Source organism: Dolichospermum sp. DET69, assembly GCA_017355425.1.
Taxonomy (GTDB): domain Bacteria; phylum Cyanobacteriota; class Cyanobacteriia; order Cyanobacteriales; family Nostocaceae; genus Dolichospermum.
Genome location: CP070233.1, coordinates 2253668 through 2271987 on the forward strand (window position 1 = coordinate 2253668; position 18320 = coordinate 2271987).

General features: G+C 37.5%; 14 protein-coding genes and 2 pseudogenes. 5 read left to right on the forward strand and 11 right to left on the reverse strand.

Going from position 1 to position 18320, the window contains the following annotated elements:
* Positions 1 to 33 precede the first annotated feature (33 nt).
* Positions 34 to 279 (forward strand): DUF2281 domain-containing protein, encoded by a 246-nt coding sequence (locus EZY12_10445; GenBank protein ID QSX70621.1) that lies wholly within the window; start codon positions 34 to 36, stop codon positions 277 to 279.
* A gap of 110 nt (positions 280 to 389) precedes the next feature.
* Entirely contained in the window at positions 390 to 3701 is a 3312-nt protein-coding gene (locus EZY12_10450) for an NACHT domain-containing protein (protein QSX69946.1), read from the forward strand.
* A gap of 53 nt (positions 3702 to 3754) precedes the next feature.
* Here the strand turns inward: EZY12_10450 and EZY12_10455 are convergent, their stop codons facing one another.
* Positions 3755 to 4000, reverse strand: coding sequence for a UPF0175 family protein (locus EZY12_10455; protein ID QSX69947.1), 246 nt, complete (start codon positions 3998 to 4000; stop codon positions 3755 to 3757).
* A 255-nt stretch (positions 4001 to 4255) separates the two neighbouring features.
* Here EZY12_10455 and EZY12_10460 point away from each other — a divergent pair, with 255 nt between their 5' ends.
* The gene (locus EZY12_10460; GenBank protein QSX69948.1) at positions 4256 to 4486 is read left to right on the forward strand and encodes a DUF433 domain-containing protein; all 231 of its coding nucleotides are present in this window, start codon (positions 4256 to 4258) and stop codon (positions 4484 to 4486) included.
* Complete coding sequence (locus tag EZY12_10465; GenBank protein QSX69949.1) at positions 4483 to 4854, forward strand: DUF5615 family PIN-like protein; 372 nt, start codon at positions 4483 to 4485, stop codon at positions 4852 to 4854. Before EZY12_10460 ends, EZY12_10465 begins: the two co-directional genes overlap by 4 nt.
* 89 nt (positions 4855 to 4943) lie before the next feature.
* On the opposite strand, the pseudogene EZY12_10470 reads toward EZY12_10465, so the two are convergent.
* Positions 4944 to 5114 (reverse strand): annotated as a pseudogene (locus EZY12_10470) (pyrroline-5-carboxylate reductase).
* Positions 5115 to 5452: 338 nt separating this feature from the next.
* Between EZY12_10470 and EZY12_10475 the strand changes: the two are divergent.
* Positions 5453 to 5959, forward strand: coding sequence for a hypothetical protein (locus EZY12_10475; GenBank protein QSX69950.1), 507 nt, complete (start codon positions 5453 to 5455; stop codon positions 5957 to 5959).
* Positions 5960 to 6030: 71 nt separating this feature from the next.
* Here the strand turns inward: EZY12_10475 and proC are convergent, their stop codons facing one another.
* The 9 genes and pseudogenes from proC to EZY12_10520 all read right to left on the reverse strand — a co-directional run bounded on the left by proC (position 6031) and on the right by EZY12_10520 (position 18294).
* A complete protein-coding gene (gene proC / locus EZY12_10480) occupies positions 6031 to 6846 on the reverse strand; it encodes a pyrroline-5-carboxylate reductase (protein ID QSX69951.1) in 816 nt (271 codons plus the stop codon).
* Between the two features lie 615 nt (positions 6847 to 7461).
* A complete protein-coding gene (locus EZY12_10485; protein ID QSX69952.1) occupies positions 7462 to 8064 on the reverse strand; it encodes a cell division protein SepF in 603 nt (200 codons plus the stop codon).
* A 373-nt stretch (positions 8065 to 8437) separates the two neighbouring features.
* Positions 8438 to 9106 carry a YggS family pyridoxal phosphate-dependent enzyme gene (locus tag EZY12_10490; protein ID QSX69953.1) on the reverse strand — a complete coding sequence of 223 codons (669 nt, stop codon included), beginning with the start codon at positions 9104 to 9106 and terminating at the stop codon, positions 8438 to 8440.
* Positions 9103 to 9381: a PipX family protein gene (locus tag EZY12_10495; protein QSX69954.1), complete on the reverse strand. Its 279-nt coding sequence runs from the start codon at positions 9379 to 9381 to the stop codon at positions 9103 to 9105. The genes EZY12_10490 and EZY12_10495 overlap by 4 nt, the downstream gene beginning before the upstream one ends.
* A gap of 628 nt (positions 9382 to 10009) precedes the next feature.
* Complete coding sequence (locus tag EZY12_10500) at positions 10010 to 11878, reverse strand: non-ribosomal peptide synthase (protein QSX69955.1); 1869 nt, start codon at positions 11876 to 11878, stop codon at positions 10010 to 10012.
* Positions 11879 to 12019: 141 nt separating this feature from the next.
* Positions 12020 to 12325: an acyl carrier protein gene (locus EZY12_10505; GenBank protein QSX69956.1), complete on the reverse strand. Its 306-nt coding sequence runs from the start codon at positions 12323 to 12325 to the stop codon at positions 12020 to 12022.
* Positions 12326 to 13654, reverse strand: a complete 1329-nt coding sequence (locus EZY12_10510; protein ID QSX69957.1) for an alcohol acetyltransferase — start codon at positions 13652 to 13654, stop codon at positions 12326 to 12328.
* Between the two features lie 200 nt (positions 13655 to 13854).
* Positions 13855 to 15532, reverse strand: a pseudogene (locus tag EZY12_10515) (PfaD family polyunsaturated fatty acid/polyketide biosynthesis protein).
* 77 nt (positions 15533 to 15609) lie between these two features.
* Positions 15610 to 18294 (reverse strand): type I polyketide synthase, encoded by a 2685-nt coding sequence (locus EZY12_10520; protein QSX69958.1) that lies wholly within the window; start codon positions 18292 to 18294, stop codon positions 15610 to 15612.
* Positions 18295 to 18320 lie beyond the last annotated feature (26 nt).

An 18320-nucleotide genomic window follows, 5' to 3' on the forward strand; every position in this document is an offset into this window, starting at 1 on the left:
ATAGTTACTACCTGCCCACTCGTAAACTACTGCATAATTGCTGAACAGATTTATGCACTTGTCAAAACTCTTCCCCAAGATCAAGCTGATGAGATTTTGACTTTTGCTGAATTTATCCGTGCCAAACATCTAAATACTAAGCAAACTGTCAACAATATTGACCAGTTACCTTGGTCAGAATTTGTTTATTCACTTGCTGGAACTTGGAAAGATGACTTTCCTACTTTAGAAGAAATTCGCACCGAATCAGGACAAGACATTCTGCGGGAGAGCCTTTAGATGTACGTTTTGGATACCAACACCCTGATTTATTATTTTAAATGATGTTTCGGGATAGGAGCGATTACTTATAATCTAAGATTTAGAAGGGAGTTTGTGAGGAGGTTAAGATGAGCGGAAGTGGTGGTAATGGTGGATACGAATATCAAGCAAGGGTAACAGCTTATGTTGCAGCCCATATATTAACTCAGCAAAAATTAGGCTGGATTGAACACTCAAATCCTGATATTCCGATTGCTGTAGCAGCAGAAACTAATGGACCTGGGGACGATATCAAGATTACGCTTGAAGACGGTACAACAGTAGAAGTTCAAGTCAAACATCGTTTACAGAAGAATGAAAAGTTTTGGAAGGCAATTCTAAAGTTAGCCCACGGACTCGCAGAAAATCCCTATCTGTATTGCATTCTGTTAACTGACTCTACTGCAAGCGGAACTTTTAAAGATGAACTCCGCCAAGATTTAAAGAGACTTGGACAAGGGCGAACAGATGACCTCACAGGAATAACGGATGAGGTTATCAACGAATTTGCCAAAAAGGGTATTCCAGATAATCAATCACTTTTCAGGCGGCTTTTGATTATAGTTGTTGATCTTGAAGATGATACCCAAGGAGCAAAATTTGCACAGGAAATGCTCTTACACGTTTTAGCAGACAAGAATCAACTAAGTCAAGCCTGGAATATCCTTGTGGCAGATGCAAGTAAACTTATTACCAATAGAGGCCGTCGTGATGCAGAAGGGATAGCACGACTATTGGGTAGTAAATCTATTCAGCTATCTGCAAACAGTTCAAATCCGGCTATTACAGCCAAACTTTATAGGAAATGGCTTGAAAAAACTACCTCTGACTTTATTGTTTTGGGAATTGAAAAAAAGCTGTCTATAGAAACTGATTGGATATCACTCAAAGTAAAGCAAAACAACGGTGATGATGATCAGGCAATTTTTAAAGCGGAATTTATTCCTGAACTTTACGATCTAACTGTTGTAGTAGGTAATCCAGGAAGCGGAAAAAGTACCTTGTTAAAGTGTTTAGCTCATCAGCTATGTGTTTTAGAGAAAAAAGTTTTGCGTGTCAGTCTAAAGCACATTAGTAACCTATGCCGACAGCAAGGTAAAACATTTGAAGATGCAATTTTTAAAGCTGCTGCTGACAGTTCTGGTGTTAATGAGGATCAATTAAAATTTTCATTGCGTTGTCCTGATTATCTTTTATTAGATGGGTTTGATGAGTGTGATGACGGAGCTAATATCGCCAGCAAACTAACAGATTGGGCAATAGGCAGCACTATGACTAAAATTATCATAACTACGCGACCTGGTTACGGGCTAGAACATTTTTCTGATTGGGAACAGGTAGAAATCCTACCTCTAGAAATATCAGACATCTTAAAATTTGCCAAAAGAATTTTTGAAATACATTCGATTAATAAAGAAACTCTCAAAGAGCAAGAAATTTTATTTGAGAATTGGCTAATAAATACTCAAACAGCTTCATTAGCAGCTAGAAACCCGCTATTATTGGGGTTTCTTACTCAACTATTTTTATTTGACGCAAATAGTATTTTAAATCGCGCAAGTATTTATGGAAATATTGTGCATTTGCTTTGCCAGCAAGACACACAAGATAGAGAATCTATCAAAATCAACAAACAAGATGAGCCAATTGCACAACGTACAATCGAAATAGCAGGTTGGCAATTAATGTATCAACCTGAAGTTTTAGAAAGTGAATTTAATAAGATATTAACTAATGCTTTATTAAGTGAATTAAACAGCTTTACAAAATTAGAAATGCAAACTCAGGTTAAAAAATATATCTCTTTTTGGGAACAACGTCGCATCTTTGAGAGAAACAAAGTTGGATTAAACGATACAATTAACTTTATTCATCTTACTCTCTGTGAATATGCAGCAGGGAAGTATGTTTCTAATTTAGATGATCAAAAAATATGCACATGGTTAGAGGGCGTTAGACAGGATATTAAGTGGCAAGAAGTCATACTATTTGCGGCTGGATTAGGTAAGGTAGACATAATTGTTAACCATTTACTTGAACTTGATAATCTAGAAAATATAAATTCAACAGATATTTTGCTGGCTGCTAAAGCCTTAACGGAAGTAAATGATGCGCCATTTGAGCTTGTAAAAGCAGTAGTTAATCGCTTACAGATACAACTAGAATCACCAAATCCTTCTGTGGTTATTAACGCAGCTAAAGCACTGCTTAGTTTAATACCTCAAGCTACAGACTTAATTGGAAATATTGCACAAAATTTATCTAATCATACTCAATCATGGACACGGTTAGCAGTGGTTAGACTGGTTTTAGAATGTGGCGATAAATATGTAGATTTAAGTATCTTAAAAGAAGTTATTGATGAATGTATTGCTGAACCAGCAAGAATATATAGTCCATTCACACCGCGAAAATTGAAAGATTATGGAAAATATGGAAGAGAGTTCCAGAACCAAGTTTTGCTTCAAGGGTTTCAATTACTCCTCAAGAAACAGCCAAATTTAGAAACAGCTAAACATATTAAAGAAGAAATTAGGAGTAAAAAATTGAGTTCTGGAATAATAATAGATTTATCCAAAATTCTCCACAATCATATTTCTGAACAGCTTAAGAATAATGATCAGAAAGAGGATAGAAAAGACTGGAGTATCTTTTCGAGAGAACTAATACAAGATAACGCATTCATGAATCCACAAAATTTATTAACCAGTGTGAAGCGCAGAGAACAAATAAAGTATGCAGATAAATCATTTTTAGAAGCTGTACTTCGTGTAACTGATAATAAATCAAATTTATCTATATCTCTCCAGCAACAACAGGAACTAATTGCATTAGGTATTCTTGTCAAAGGTATGGGTTGGTTGAAGATGCCGATTTGGGATTGGGATGTTCTGAGTGAAAATAACGATTTAGAGGCAGTTGACTCTGTAATCAAGGGTGTAATTACCGCGCTAAATATTGAACTTCAGAAAATAGCTATAGAGGCACTAATAGCTCTAAAACAGATAGAGTTTCACGACTTGGATATTATTGAATCTGCATTAAATGGAGAAAAAATGAAATTGAAAAATAGTTCACAAACATTTGATTGGGCTTGGGATAAAATTCTAGAAATTAGTGATCAAAATTATATTTCACTGCACTCTAAAATACCCGAAGTACCTGCTGATCCAAAATGGGAACGTGCTAAAGAGATTTATATTTCTCCAGAAAATTTGGTGCGAGCTTTAAAACATCCCTCTCAGGGGATTTATCAAAATGCTACACTCTTGTTGATGAATGGAGTAGGAGGATCTGAAGCTATCAACCTAATTGAAGAACTTTTCAAAGAAAATAAGGATAACGAGCAAGTGGTTTGGGCTGTTTCAAATATAGCACCTCATCTATTGGAAGATGAATGATTGATATTCACCAACAAATTTACCAAATACATTTAACTTATGGCTTCCAGTGATCACAACCTACCCATCTCCCGTAGATTCTTAATATCTTGTTCAAAATCTTCTACACCATAATGCACCGGGATTTGACGACTTGCTAATAGATGTTGAAAAGCAATCCGGTTCATCCCTGCAAATCGGCTTGCTTGAGCCAGAGTAAGTTTGTCCTTCTGAAACAGCAAAACGGCAATTTCTTGCTTCATTTCCCCTTCATTCATTCGAGTCGCGGTTAGAAGTTCATCAGAGATGATAATACTCATAACTAAAGTCCTCTTCAATATTCTTAATTCTAAACATCTATCCCTTTCAAGGTGAATAAAAACTTTAGTGAAAAAAAGATTTTCGAGTCACCTTGAAAAGTTATTATCACCTTCTAGGCTAAGTGAATGAAATTTAGGACAGCGATTCCTAGGTCGCGCTTCGCTATCGCATTACTTGTAGGGTGCGATAATAGAAAAGATTAACGCAGCCTTTTTAGGTTGACCAATCCAATCAGCCATAGTGAGGCAACAGCCATGCAAAATCTTACTAGAATTACCCGCAACCCTGAAGTAATGGGCGGCAAACCCTGCATCCGGGGAATGCGTGTCACAGTTGGTACTATCGTTGGACTAATGGCATCTGGACACAGTGCGAATGATATTCTCAAGGCTTACCCATACCTTGAAGAAGCAGATATCTATGAAGCTCTTGCCTATGCTGCATGGCGGGCTGAAGAAATTGAAGTCCCGTTGATAAGTGCATGAAAATTTTGATTGATATGAATCTTTCCCCCGATTGGGTAGCGGTTTTTGGGAGGTATAACATTACCGCTGTCCACTGGTCTACCGTTGGCGATACCCGTGAGAAAGATTCGGTAATTATGGAGTGGGCAAGAACTAATGGATATATTGTCTTTACCCACGATTTAGACTTCGGTTCTCTGTTAGCTGCCACGGGTGCAAATACTCCCAGTGTTATTCAGGTTCGGACTCAGGATATTTTGCCTAGCAGCATTGAAAATATAGTAATTTCAGCCCTGAACCAGTTTGAATCTTCTCTTTTTTCCGGTGCGTTGCTAACAGTTGACAAAGCTCAATCTAGGGTGCGTATTTTACCCATTAAACGTGGTTAATCGGGAGCGTATATTTCTGGGTTAGCAACCAGAAACCGCCGTGTTTTGCAATTTTCCGTGTTGCACTATCAGAAAAACAACCTCACCTATCACCCTTTCCCCAATTCTTGAGCGCGTTCTTTCGAGGCTTTCACGGCTTCAATGATAGCGGAACGAAAACCGGCTTTTTCCAAGGCACTGACACCGGCAATAGTTGTCCCCCCAGGACTGGTAACTCTGTCCTTGAGTTCAGCGGGGTGGATTTTTGTTTCTTGTAAGAGACTTCCAATTTAAAAAATATCCCAAAATTTCTTGTTGTGCGGGCATCTTGCCCGCTAATAATACAAGGACGGGCAATATACCATTGGATAATTTTTTTGTGGAGTTCTCTAACAGTGTAGCTGTTCCTAATACCGTTTGTACAGCTAGTTGTTGAGCGATTCCTAGGTCGCGCTTCGCTATCGCTTTTCTAGGCTAAGTTAATGAAATTGGGGACAGCGATTCCTAGGTCGCGCTTCGCCATCGCTCATCGTAGTGAAGTATATTAACAGTAAGTATGAGTTGTGATTTTACTGGTAGATTGGATCAACAACCTCACCTCTTACGCTGACTTTGAATTATGCCAAATCTTCACGAACTAATTGACAGTAATTTCCGTCATCCACACTACGGACGCTTACTACAGCATCGTGATCATCGCAATCATAGTATTTTGCATTACTCGATCCAACTTAATGATTGGGATTCTCTAGCGTGGGAACCGATTCATGCTGGTAGAGAAAAAGATACTGGAAGGCTGGCAATTTGGCCTATTGATTGGAATCATTTTCAACCTGACCAAGCACGAAGTTGGGACAGAGAACAGATACATCAGGCTTTGCATATTTCTGTAAAAGAATTTCACGAAAATTGGCATTATGAACTTTATCGCTTCAATTGTGAACATTGGGCGCGAGTTGTATCAACAGGGGATTGTAGATGCTACCAGATTGCTGAGTTCAAAAAGTTGCAAGATATTCCTGTTCTCGGTTTTCTGATTGTCAGTATTGCTGGAGCAGTAACAGGCGCATGGGAACATAATGGATATGCTCAACAAGTAGTTGAAAAAGTTTGTAGTGCAGCATAATCTATCCCTTTCAAGGTGAATAAAAACTTGAGTGAAAAAAAGATTTTTGACTCACCTTAAAAGGATTATTATCACCCTTTCCCCAATTCTTGAGCGCGTTCTTTTGAGGCTTTTACGGCTTCAATAACAGCAGAACGAAAACCGGCTTTTTCTAAGGCGCTGACACCGGCAATGGTTGTCCCCCCAGGACTGGTAACTCTGTCCTTGAGTTCAGCGGGGTGGATTTTTGTTTCTTGTAACAGTGTGGCTGTGCCTAATACCGTTTGTACAGCTAGTTGTTGAGCGATCGCTCTGGGTAAACCCACAGCCACACCCCCATCAGCTAAAGATTCGATCATCAATGCCACATAAGCCGGTCCACTACCAGATAATCCTGTGACTGCATCCATGAGGCTTTCCGGTACTTCCACAACTTCCCCCACAGCGGCAAAAATCTGCTGTGCTGTTTGTTGGTGAGTGGGGCGAGTGTAAGCACCTAGAGAAATTGCCGTTACACCTGCACCTACTGTAGCGGGAGTATTAGGCATAGCCCGAATTATGGGAACTTGAGGAAAGGCGGCTTCTAATTGTTTTAAAGTTACACCCGCCAGGATAGAAATGATTAGGGGTAAATGTTCTCTGGGGAGAATATCTGCTAATTCTTGAGCTACAGCGCTAAATATCTGAGGTTTGATTGCTAACATCACCGCTGTTTTTGCTTCCCCTAACACCAGGCTATTATCTGTGGTGACAGCTACTCCATATTTCTGCTCTAAATAGCTGCGGCGTTCAGCCTGGGGTTCACTGACTATAATTTCTGATCCTTGGTAAATGCCACTTGTAATCAGGCGAGATAATAGAGCTTCTCCCATTATCCCACCGCCAATTAGTCCAAATTTTATATTCATTATTTATTAGTCACTAGTTAGTGGTCAATTATAAGAGCATCCGGTAAGCGTAAAACTCAGTGGCTTGGCTCCCTGAGATATAAGCGACATGAGGGATTTTAATCCCTGTGGTATGTTACAATTAAATTGTGAGTAAGAACAAAAAACATCTATGTGTTGAAGCATCCTAGTACGGAGAAATCCCGGCTCATAAGAAACAACGGTTAGGTTCAAGCCCTAACGGCAGTATGACTTGAAAGAGCGAGTAATGGCAGAGTGTGGAGCGTACCAAGTCTTGGCTTAGTGATGGATTCACAAAAACAATAAAAGTAAGCGCAATTTCAACACCTTGATTGGCAGTTGTTTTGAGCGTCTAGGCGGCGTTTGGCGGTCGCAGCGAGATTAGATTAAACTGAACTCTTAATCTAATTCTGTCAGTATAATCTCAGTGGCTGTCTTCCCTGAGAGTGTCAATAATAGTTAATCATCCTTATCAATAAATTGGGGATTTAAAACTATCAACGAATAGATAAGTAGGTGGTAAAGAGATGTAGAGACGTTCCATGGAATATCTCTACAAGGGTTATATAAACCGCATATTTCATTTCTACCAGATGTCTAATGACTAATTGAGCCTTACTGTGCCATCCGAGCTGGTTCATTTCCCCAAGTGGTCGTTGCTGCGGTAGCTGCGGGACGAGCAGGACGGGCTTGGCTAATAGGTACTTCATGTATCAAACCGCCTTGAGTGCTAACTTGCACACAACTGGGAGTAAACAAGAAGATGCTTTCACCAATTCGTTCTTGATGTCCGTCTAGGGCATAAGTACCACCAGCAACAAAGTCAACTGCACGTTGAGCTTGATCGGGGTCCATAATTGTCAAGTTTAATACTACTGATTTGCGTTCGCGCAATGCTTGAATTGCTTGGGGCATTTCTTCAAATGTGCGAGGTTCGAGAACTAGAACTTCAGAGATTCCATTAATTGCGCCTGGCATACCAATAACATTACTCATAGGTTTGGATACTGTTTGTGCTACTTCTTCTGTAGTGGTAGGTGAATTTTCCCGCCAACGCCGATTGGTAGGAGTGGTTTCCTGTGGGGCTGGTTGAGGATTTTCTTGTTGGTAGATATTCTGATAATTATCGGCTGTATCAGCTTCTTCTTCGTAGTATTCGTATTCTACTTGCTCATTCAACCCAACAAAATCCCTGAGTTTAGAAAATATATTGCTCATGTTGTACGCTCCCAGATTTAAGTTCCCCTAATTGTCCTGACTAGCTAGTAAGTTATATGAAAGTTACTTGTAGGCAGTAGTCGTAACTATAGTAGATGTTTGACGTAGCAATTGTACTACTGATTTTAGTCTTTAGCACAAATCACTAATTCTTAACAGATATTCATGTTAATGCCTGTACATTAACGAATTTGTAACATTGAGTTAAAATTGTACCCTAATGATCATTAAAAATAAAGGTGGTCAGACCCCTCTTGGCAATTAAGCACTACTTATGAGAGTATTATATTTTTTGACAATTATCAATAGTTGACAGCATAAATTCTCAAATGATTGTCCATCATGCTGTGCAGAACCACGGCTACAGCCATATCTAAGCTCGTTGACCAAACAAAATTGTACCTAATCTTACCATCGTTGCCCCGGCTTGCACTGCCAATTGGTAGTCTCCAGACATACCCATTGATAACTGCTGCATTGTAATATTTGGCCAATTTTGTGATTGGATGGTTTGTGATAATTCATACGTACTATTAAATAAATTCAATATTTCTGCATCCGTCAATCCTTGCGGCGGGATTGTCATTAAACCTTGAATTTGTAAATTTTGACATTGGTTGAGTGCTGCCAAGTCAGCAAATAATTCTGGAACCATCCAACCAGATTTATTTGCGTCGGGGAGAATTTTGACCTGTAAGCATACATTCGGAGTCACTCCTAGTTCTTGCGCTAGAGTATTTAAGCGTTGTGCCAGCGGCAAGTTATCAACGGAGTGAATCCATGAAAATAGCTCTAAGGCTTTTCTGGCCTTATTAGTTTGGAGATTTCCAATTAAGTGCCAGGTAATATCCGATAGATCTTGCAATTCGGCTTGTTTACTGGCAGCTTCTTGGATGCGACTTTCGGCAAAATCACGAATTCCTGCGGTGTATGCTTCCCGCATTAATTCGGTGGATACTCTTTTTGTCACAGCAATCAACCTCACTGTAGGTGGGAGTGAGGCGTGAATGTGAGCGAAGCGATCGCTAATTGAACTACTCATTGGAATGTACGCTGGAAAACACCTTGAAGTTGCTCGTACTCCTGAGAGTTACCACTACGGCGTAAAGTCCGTAAGCGATTTTCTAGCATCATTCTGGCTTCAGTCCGGCCAATTGGCTGAAATTTCAGGACTTTTAGTTCACTTGTTACTAGAAAAAACAAGCGTTGGGCATAGAGTGTGGTAAACAGATCCTGGTTCTCATCCACCATACAGATCCTATAGAGTAAACCCCAAGTTGGATGATTTATGTAAGTTTCTGAGTTTTCTGGATTCATTTCCTAGTCAAGGTGGGGAGTATATGTAGCCGGGAATGGAGAACAGGCTTAAAAGTCATGAAGCTGAATAAGTTTTATGATAACTATATGTTTTCATGCAACTGACAACCCCTATAACTTGTTCTGCTATTAACTTAACATTCAGCGGATGGTATATCCCTTCCGCTAAAATTTTCGTTGACAGTGCAAAACTAACGATCTCCTTGACAGTTTCTCATGCGAACACCCTGTTGAGTCTGTGATGTTGCACAAGCTTCTTTCCATCCTGCCACAATTCTCTCCCAACGGTGCAAAGATGGACATTTATCCAGCCGGCATATAAGTAGGGTTTACTGATAGTGTAGCGTCGCGTAAGCCATAAAAATCTTTTTTTGACACTCCCCGGTCTAAAGACACGGAGATTCTTAATCCAATACTGCTCGGTTAAGCCTCGAAAAGTTATTAAGTAGGTTGGGTTGGGTCACGTGAACGTTCGCGGAGCAATCGGAACGTTCACGAAGTGTGGCGAAGCCATAACCCCACGAAATCCTTGGTAATGTTGGGTTTCGCCGTCGCTCAACCCAACCTACATTTCCTTAACCGACAAGTATTGCCATAGAAAGTCTCTACATCTAAATTCATACTTCGATTATGCAACACTCCTATTCTTCAAAGAAGGAAAATTTTTCCCACCTAATTCAATTTGTCCAGTTACGCACCCAGCTTTTAGCCTAGTTACTAAATACTCTAAATCGCTGGCAATAAAGTTTGTACCATGATCGGGTTCTACTAAGCTAATTAAATTGACATCATTGATTATCTGCTCACCTAAATCAGCAATTCCTAGAAAATTGAAAACTCCTGATTCATACGTACCGCAGGGAACAGAAGGATTATTTACACCAACACAATATTCATTTTCTTGAAACCAATCAAAATCAGGATAACCATGAAAGTGAACTATGGGCGCACCATTGGCAATTAATTCTGGTGTGTATAAAGCCGCTGCTAGACTAATAGCCAACATCACATAGATATCATAGGAAGGTTTGATATCTGCCTTTTTTGAGCTACTTCCTAATGGTAATTGCAGATGTAATTTATCTTGCAAACCAATCCGCAGAATATCAGAATCAATGTTTAAGTCTGTTTTATTCGCCCCAGAACGAGAACTAACTAACCAAATATCAGGTATTTGCTTAAATCTATTTTCGGCGTTGATATTTAGTTTAATATAACGTCTACCTTGTTCATTTTGACGAAGTTCATAATTACTAAATCCGACTACAGGTAATAAATTTTCCCATTCATCAATAGTGATTTCTGGCTTACCTACATAATGAGGAGGTTCAGCATAAGCCACAAAACCATAAGATACTCCTGTTCTGCCATTAACGATGACATTAACAATGTCTCTATGGGATTTTCTTTTAATAACTTCATCTAATTTAAATCCAGCCGGAAATAAACCTGTAGATGCTAATTCTTGCCCTAATTTTACCAGCTTTTCGGCATAGTTTGATAAATGAGGATTATATTCTCCTAGTTCAAAGCGACTAATTAATAATGGAGTAATGGGGACAAATACTTTAGGAATAAGTGATTTTAAAGCAAAGTTTTCCATGTCACTAGGAGCAAATTTAGAATCAGAAAGATTCATATTTAGAATCGAAAATTTTTCATCAGATACACCAATAACAATTTCTGAAAAAGTTTTAACTAATGTATTGATACCAATGCGAATTTTTTCTGCATAAGGTGTGAGTGGATTAACAAATTCATCATCTATATCAGTGAGAATTACTACTTGTGTATTTGTCGGATCTTCCACATATTTGGCAGCATGATCTTCAGCCCAACTACTTAATTTCGCAATTTGTATAACGGACATTTGCTGTTTTTCTTTTAGCCATGTATAAGATAACTTATACCAAGTTTCAGCCACAAATATTCCTAATTTTCTTAACCATGAATTTGGTCTTTCTACATCTATCACAGCATCAATATCTGCTCTAACTCCTGGCATTTTTAAAGATTTGTGCAAATTGATAATGGGAATTTTAATAGTATGTTTTAATTCAGTTGTGGCTTCTTTCCAGGGAATCACCTTGACTCCATGCTTTTGGAGATAGAACATTAGTTGTTGCCGAAATCTCACAATAACGTGATTATAGTAATTATCAGGTAAGGGTCTAAAGGTAATTTTTAAGTTTTCAGCCATGAACTGAGGATTAATAATGGGCGGTTGATATCCTGTGGGTGATTCTCCAGAAAAGCCACCAACTAATTTACCAATAGTTTGTAAACTAATACCTTGAATTAAAGGTTCATGAGCATAGTTACTAGTAACATTCATTTCTTGGATTAATGCTAAAATATCTTCTTTGTATGTGGCTATTTCTATTTGTATTTCTGGAGTAATTACTCCTTTGGGAGAACGAATATTAAGTTTGCTATTTTCTGCCCAAAATAGTACACCTTGTTGAGTGAGTTTTGCTAAAATTTCCGCTGCGTTCATAATAAAATTTTCCCTATTTAAAAATAAGAAGTTAGGAAAGAGGACACCTAGCTGAATTAGGGTTGTCCTAATCTAGCGAAGTGTCCCAATAATCAAGGAGGAAAAACTGGTTTGTCAGTAATTAAACAGATTTTGTAGAGGTTATATCTGGATAATTTCTGACTGGGAATTTTCTAATTCTTCAGATAGTCTGAGAGAAAGTTCTTCAATGGTGGGATAATACCAAAGATGGATAAGTGATAATTTAAATCCCAAAAATTTTTCGGCTTTACTGGCGATAACTATGGTTTGTGCTGAGTCTAAACCGTAACTATCCAAAGGTTCACGAATATTTATTTCTTCTGGGTTAACTCCCAGTAAAGAGGAAATTTCAGAAACTAACCAAGCTTGAATTTTAGTAGCGTTATCTTGGTTATCAGGTTGAAAATTAGAGAGCTGATTATTCATTTATGTACCTCCCGGTATTAAGTAATGAGATGAAATTTCCATAATATAAGCGATACAATTATCAACAAGTTTTTCCATGGTGGAGCGATTAAGTGAAGGTTGTGAAAAGACAAAGTTTAGAGTCATTTTTTCTTGAAAGGTAGCAGCATGAACAATAAACATCCCTGCATATAACCCATGAGAACCAACAAAACTGATTTCTTCTAGTTCTAATTCACCATAAGTATGGGGAATATTGACTTTACCAACATTGGAAACTGAAACTGTAGCAGATACTTGATTGGGGAATAGCAAAGAAAAATTTATCAACTGTTTAGCGAGAAATATCATTTGAAAAATTTCTCCTTTTTTAATTTTCGTATTCAGATTATGTTTGACTTTTCGCGCTAATTCCCAAAAAGCTATATTATTGGTAATGCTATAAAATCCCAGTAAAGACGCTGCTAAAACCGTCATATTTTCTTCACTAATTTCCGGTTGTAACCGTCTTCTTAAATCAAGATATGATAAACAACTAACTCGAATATTATCTTCATAGCTTTTAGTAAGTTGTTTGGATACTGTCAACATTAGTACCGCACATAAAGCACTTTGTACTGTAGTATTTTCTTGTCTGCATTGTTGAATAAACTGTTGTGTTGATTCTTCGCTAAGTTGTCTATGAATGATTTCGCAACGACGCTGAGAAATGGGAACATATTTTTCTACTCTTAATGTTTTTGGTTGATTCCAGTATTTTTGAAATGCGAGATTTAATAATAAAAGAATTCTACCTAGCTTTCCTTGAAAAGTATTTGTCCATGCAGGTAATAGTTTTTCAATGGGTGGGAGTGCTTCTAAAGTAGTAACGGCTGGAATAGATTTACCTTCAGTAATTTTTTGATAATAGGTGAGAATTTCTGAGTGAAGTTGGATGCTTGATAAACCGTCTGTAATAGCATGATGTGTAGTTGTAATTAGATAATTGATATTCTGCTGGTTTAATATTTTTATAAGTACAACTCGCACCAAGTATTTATTACTATCAATTACCTGATTCATTTCGGCGTTAACAACTGCTTCCCATTCCTGAATTTCTTTAATATTAACAACTTCTAGAGGAAGTTTTCCTATATCTTTAGACTGATAATAGTAAGATTTTTTAGAGTTAATAATGTGAGAATTAAGCGCAGGATGACGATACTGAATAATATCTAAAGACCGTCTGAGAATTGTTTCTTGAATATTTCCTTGAATTCGGCTAATAGTAACTAAGTTCCATGTTTTAGCTCGTTGATTCAGGGTTTCCATTGTTTCTTCTAGCTGTCCTAATTTTCTATTTATAGTCATATTTATGAAGATAGATAATTAATTTTTATGTTGCGTTGTTGCTTAAATCAATCTACTTATTAATTAATTTGTGGTGGGCAATGCCCACCCTACTAAATATTTCACCAATCAAATATAGCGGTATGCACTTGAATGAGGTAAATCATAGCCCCCTCATCGCTTGCGGGGAGGGGGTTGGGGGTGGGGTTCTTGTATCTCACTCAACTGAGAAACCCTATAGAATTGTTGGATACTGGATGATATTGACTGAATTCTTCTGGCATTTGTAACCCTTGAATTTTTAAGTTTTGAATGCGATATAAATATGCTGCTCCTGTCATAATTTGATCAGCTATATCAACTACTCGACGATTTTTGATATCAGCTAAATAAGAATCACGTACCCAATTATTAAAACTTCCCATTGCTGGTCCACACCAAATTTGATAATCAATTTCTCGACCTTTTTCCCCAGTATTTGACCACCGGGAAGATAATCCTAAATACCAGCGAAATATTAATGCCATTTTTAATTTAGGATTGTTGGCTGCTTTGCTTAATTTTTCAGGGTTACGTTGAGATAAATAATTTGATGTTTCTTGCCAAATTTCGGCAATTGTTTTTCTCAGAATTTGTTTTTCTAATTTTTCTATTTCATCTGGGGGAATTTCAGCAAATGAATTATAATTTTTATATAATTCTCCTAATTTTTGAGCGCGGAGGGGGAAGAGTTCCCCGTTTAAGAACTTGCAATTTTACGCCCATTTCAAACATATCAGCCGCTGGAGCCATCATTACATCTGTCATTTCTGCTTCAGCTAGGAGCTTTTTAGTATGTTCAGAAGTTCCGGCTTCAATGCAAGATTGATTAATAGAACCAGTGACAATATAAGCTGCACCCATCATTAAAGCTGCTAGTGCTGATTGGGGTGTAGAAATTCCCCCAGCTACACCGATTCTGACAGGGTTTTCATAACCATATTTGCGTTGAATTTCGTCTCTTAATTCTAAGATAGAAGGCAATAAACAAACTAAGGGACGATTATCTGTATGTCCTCCTGAATCGGCTTCTACGGTAATATCATCAGCCATAGGAATTTTAGCGGCAAGATTAGCTTGCAATTCAGTAATTAATCCTTGTTGAACTAATTGGTTAAGAATTTTTGTGGGTGCGGGTTCGAGAAATTTAATGGCAACTTCTCGACGGGAAACTTTGGCGATGATTTTATTTTTGATTTCGATTTCATTCGCTGAATTTAAACTCAGTCCAGCGGCTCGATAGTAGACTATATTATCACTTAAATCTAAGAATGCTGAGGCTTCAATTATTCTAATTTGATGTTGTAAATACAAATCAATTGAACGACGTTCAATAGCGGGTTCACTAGGACTATGAAGTAAGTTAAAAGCAAAGGATTTGTGCTGTAAAGCTTGTTTGATTTTGTGAATTGCTGTTTCTATCCGGGCAGGTGATAAACCTCCTGCACCAAAGGAGCTTAAAATATTGGCTTTCCCTAGGGAAATTACCATTTCTTCAGATGCAATCCCTTGAGCCATTGCTCCAGTCATATAGGCATATTTTACGCCATAAAACTCTAGAAAACTCGGATTACCTAATTGATGAAATCCGATAGCAGGAACAGTTAAAACCATTTCTAGCTTCTGAGTTTTACCATTAGCACTATATGATAAACTGCCTTGATTGCTAATACCAATTTGTCCTTCTTTATTCAGAATATAACAAGGTGAATTTAAATTCATCAGTTTATTTTTAATATTTCCTGCATCAAAAGACACAGTATCTAAGTCACCTTGCCATCCTTGATAATTGTTATTCATTGAAGAGGAAAATCTGAGTAGTTGTTGATGTTTATTCAAGGTATTTTCTGAATTAAACACGTTATTTAACCTCTGGTTTTTATGAATTGAGTGGGAATACTTTAGACGGGTTTGGTGGGCATTGCCCACCCTACTAATTATTTGATCTTTTTCGCTTCTATTACCATTCTTTTGTACAAATCTAATTGCTGCTGAAGAAAGAGACTAAGTTGTTGCAGTGATGTTTGCCGGGACTGTAATAAAAAGCCGTGTGCTTTAGCTAGGCGGGTATTATTATCATTTAAACTTTGATAATGAGGAATAGATTTCATTTTGCGTTCATAATTTAACAAAGAATTATTTTGCGAAAATGACTGATTTTTGTATGCAATGTCTTGATCAAATTTGATGTCCGGCAGAGCATATAAAGGTGATAAATCCAACTCTACTCTGTGACTAAATAGCTTGGCTAAGGCTTTGATAATAGAGGTATGATCATCTACACCTCTTCTATTTACAGATACAGTCAAATGTTGTTTATGTTTGAGAATTTCGCTAATCCAACGGCTACAGTTACCACCAACACCGACTTCAATAAAGATGCGGATATTATCATTATAGACATGATTAACTAGGCGAGGAAAATCAAGTTGGTGACAAAGGGCTGTAGCAATATTTTTGCCAATTAAATGACTATCAATGTTAATTGGTGAATATTTGGCAGCAGAATAAAAAATTGTGTCTGAATCTGATTGAGTTGGCAAGGTATTAACTTTCACTAATTCATCATATTCAGATTGCATTGGTTCACAATGAATTACATGATTGATTGATGTGGGAAAAGCATCACATTTTAAGGTTTCAATAACTCTTTGGCAAGCTTTAGTTTCACCAGCAATAACTACTTCTTCGGGTGTGTTAATTAAAGGCATATAAACCCGGTCTTCATGTTTCAGCACTTCTCGTACTTCTGAAGGTGAACATATTAAAATGTAGTTACTCCAAAACTCTTCGCTTTTACCTTCATAAATTAAAGGTAATCCCCAATGCTGACGAACTGCATTTTTCGGACCAGATAGCTGGGTTTTAAATAATTGAGATGAGTTCAAATAATCACTGGTACTTTTAAAGCTAGTCCAGATACCTTGGGATAACATCATACTAGTTTCACCAAGGCTATAACCAAAAGCATAAGGTGATTGAATCTGGAAGTAGTTTTTAAGAATTGCTGTCATTAATCCGGCAATACCAACTTCTGATTCCAGCATAGAAACTGGATCATCTATTAATGTTTGTTCTATATTTTCTAGTTGTCTTCTGGATAATTTGTTGATACTCCGAGGATAGAGAATTTTTTCAATGTTGGCAACTCGATTATAAACACTTCTAATCACAACATCATCATACAGTTGAGGGAAAAGCCGGAAAATATTTCTGCCTAGTCCTATATAAGAAGTAAAAGAACCAGGATAAACAAAAGCAACATGACCTTTTTTTCCTTGGGGATTAACTGTAAAATAACTACCAAGGGGGGTTTGCCAATCTTTGCCAGTAGCGAAAGCAATTTTTACTCCCTGAATTGCCCTTTCAATTTCTTTTTTTAATTCTTCTGGATGTCGGGCAAGAATGGCTAAAGCGTAGGTTGATTGTTGATATTGCTGATATTTTTGGAAATAATCACTAGCAAGTTGAGAAAGTGAAAAAATATCTGTTATATTTTGTTGAAGTGTGGTAATTTGTGTTAATAAAGAAGCACGATCATCAGCCGCAATGGGAAATAAATAATAAGGCATTTCTGCTAAATACTGACTACTGCGTACTACTTGGCTGATTTCTTCTGACAAAATTAAATGTCCATAAATATTATCTTCTGCCATCATATTTACCGCAGCGACTCTTTTAGTCGCGCCTGGTTCTAAAAACCAAGGTTTTGATTCTACTGCTACATAAAAGGGACTTCCGCGCCAAATTTCTGGCTGTTTAGGATTAGACCATTGGGGAACACCAGGAATATAACGATGATATAGACAAAGTGCGGTTTTGATGAGGCTAAATAGTCCGGCTGTGGCTTGTGTGTTGCCAATATTGGCTTTGACGCTACCAATGCCACAACTAAGATTTTCTGCCCCTGTCTGATAGGCTGATATTAAACCTTGAATTTCGGCTGTATCTGCGTCGGGAATCCCACTAGCAACAACTTCCAAATAACCAATATCTGCGGCTTTGACATTGGCTATTTGAAACGCTTTCTGACAAGATTGGGTAACAGTTGCTGAGTGATTTGGAGAATGTTTCACCAAACTCAAACTATCAATAACTGCATAGATGCAATGATTCTGTTGCTTGGCTGTTTCATGTAGTTGTAATACTACTGCGGCTGCACCTGCTGTTTTAATTGTATCTTTGGCGTTTTCGTCATAACTGAAAGTATATACACCTGTATTAATTTCTATAGGGTAATTTTCATCTATCCCTACAATTAAAACAGCTTCAACTTGCTGGGTAGTTAATAATTTGTGACTGACATCCAAAGCTGATAAAATAGACTTCTCTTCCGCAAAAAATGCTAATTCCGCATAAATATAATTAGCTAACTTGGCGGAATCTTCTGTAGGAGAAATGATGATTAAAGCTATTTTTGTTTGTGGTTGAATTTTAGCATCTTTCAGCGCAGAATTGATCATCTCTCGACTTAATGAAATTTGTTGATAATCTGGAGAGGTAATTGAATTTTGTTTGCTTTCATAAATCAGGCGTTCAAATTTATTTAATGTTGGTGAATTACTAACAAAACAATCCATACCGATAATTGCTAACTTTTGATTTTGTGAGATTACCGTCATGATCATTATCCCTTTTTAAGAAACGA

Bases quoted from the DNA above. Each gene is read 5' to 3' on its own strand.
- EZY12_10455 (QSX69947.1), bottom strand. From the start codon at position 4,000: ATGAGTATTATCATCTCTGATGAACTTCTAACCGCGACTCGAATGAAT.
- EZY12_10495 (QSX69954.1), bottom strand. From the start codon at position 9,381: ATGAATCCAGAAAACTCAGAAACTTACATAAATCATCCAACTTGGGGT.
- EZY12_10475 (QSX69950.1), top strand. From the start codon at position 5,453: ATGCCAAATCTTCACGAACTAATTGACAGTAATTTCCGTCATCCACAC.
- proC (QSX69951.1), bottom strand. From the start codon at position 6,846: ATGAATATAAAATTTGGACTAATTGGCGGTGGGATAATGGGAGAAGCT.
- EZY12_10450 (QSX69946.1), top strand. From the start codon at position 390: ATGAGCGGAAGTGGTGGTAATGGTGGATACGAATATCAAGCAAGGGTA.
- EZY12_10485 (QSX69952.1), bottom strand. From the start codon at position 8,064: ATGAGCAATATATTTTCTAAACTCAGGGATTTTGTTGGGTTGAATGAG.
- EZY12_10465 (QSX69949.1), top strand. From the start codon at position 4,483: ATGAAAATTTTGATTGATATGAATCTTTCCCCCGATTGGGTAGCGGTT.
- EZY12_10510 (QSX69957.1), bottom strand. From the start codon at position 13,654: ATGACTATAAATAGAAAATTAGGACAGCTAGAAGAAACAATGGAAACC.
- EZY12_10490 (QSX69953.1), bottom strand. From the start codon at position 9,106: ATGAGTAGTTCAATTAGCGATCGCTTCGCTCACATTCACGCCTCACTC.
- EZY12_10520 (QSX69958.1), bottom strand. From the start codon at position 18,294: ATGACGGTAATCTCACAAAATCAAAAGTTAGCAATTATCGGTATGGAT.
- EZY12_10500 (QSX69955.1), bottom strand. From the start codon at position 11,878: ATGAACGCAGCGGAAATTTTAGCAAAACTCACTCAACAAGGTGTACTA.
- EZY12_10505 (QSX69956.1), bottom strand. From the start codon at position 12,325: ATGAATAATCAGCTCTCTAATTTTCAACCTGATAACCAAGATAACGCT.
- EZY12_10460 (QSX69948.1), top strand. From the start codon at position 4,256: ATGCAAAATCTTACTAGAATTACCCGCAACCCTGAAGTAATGGGCGGC.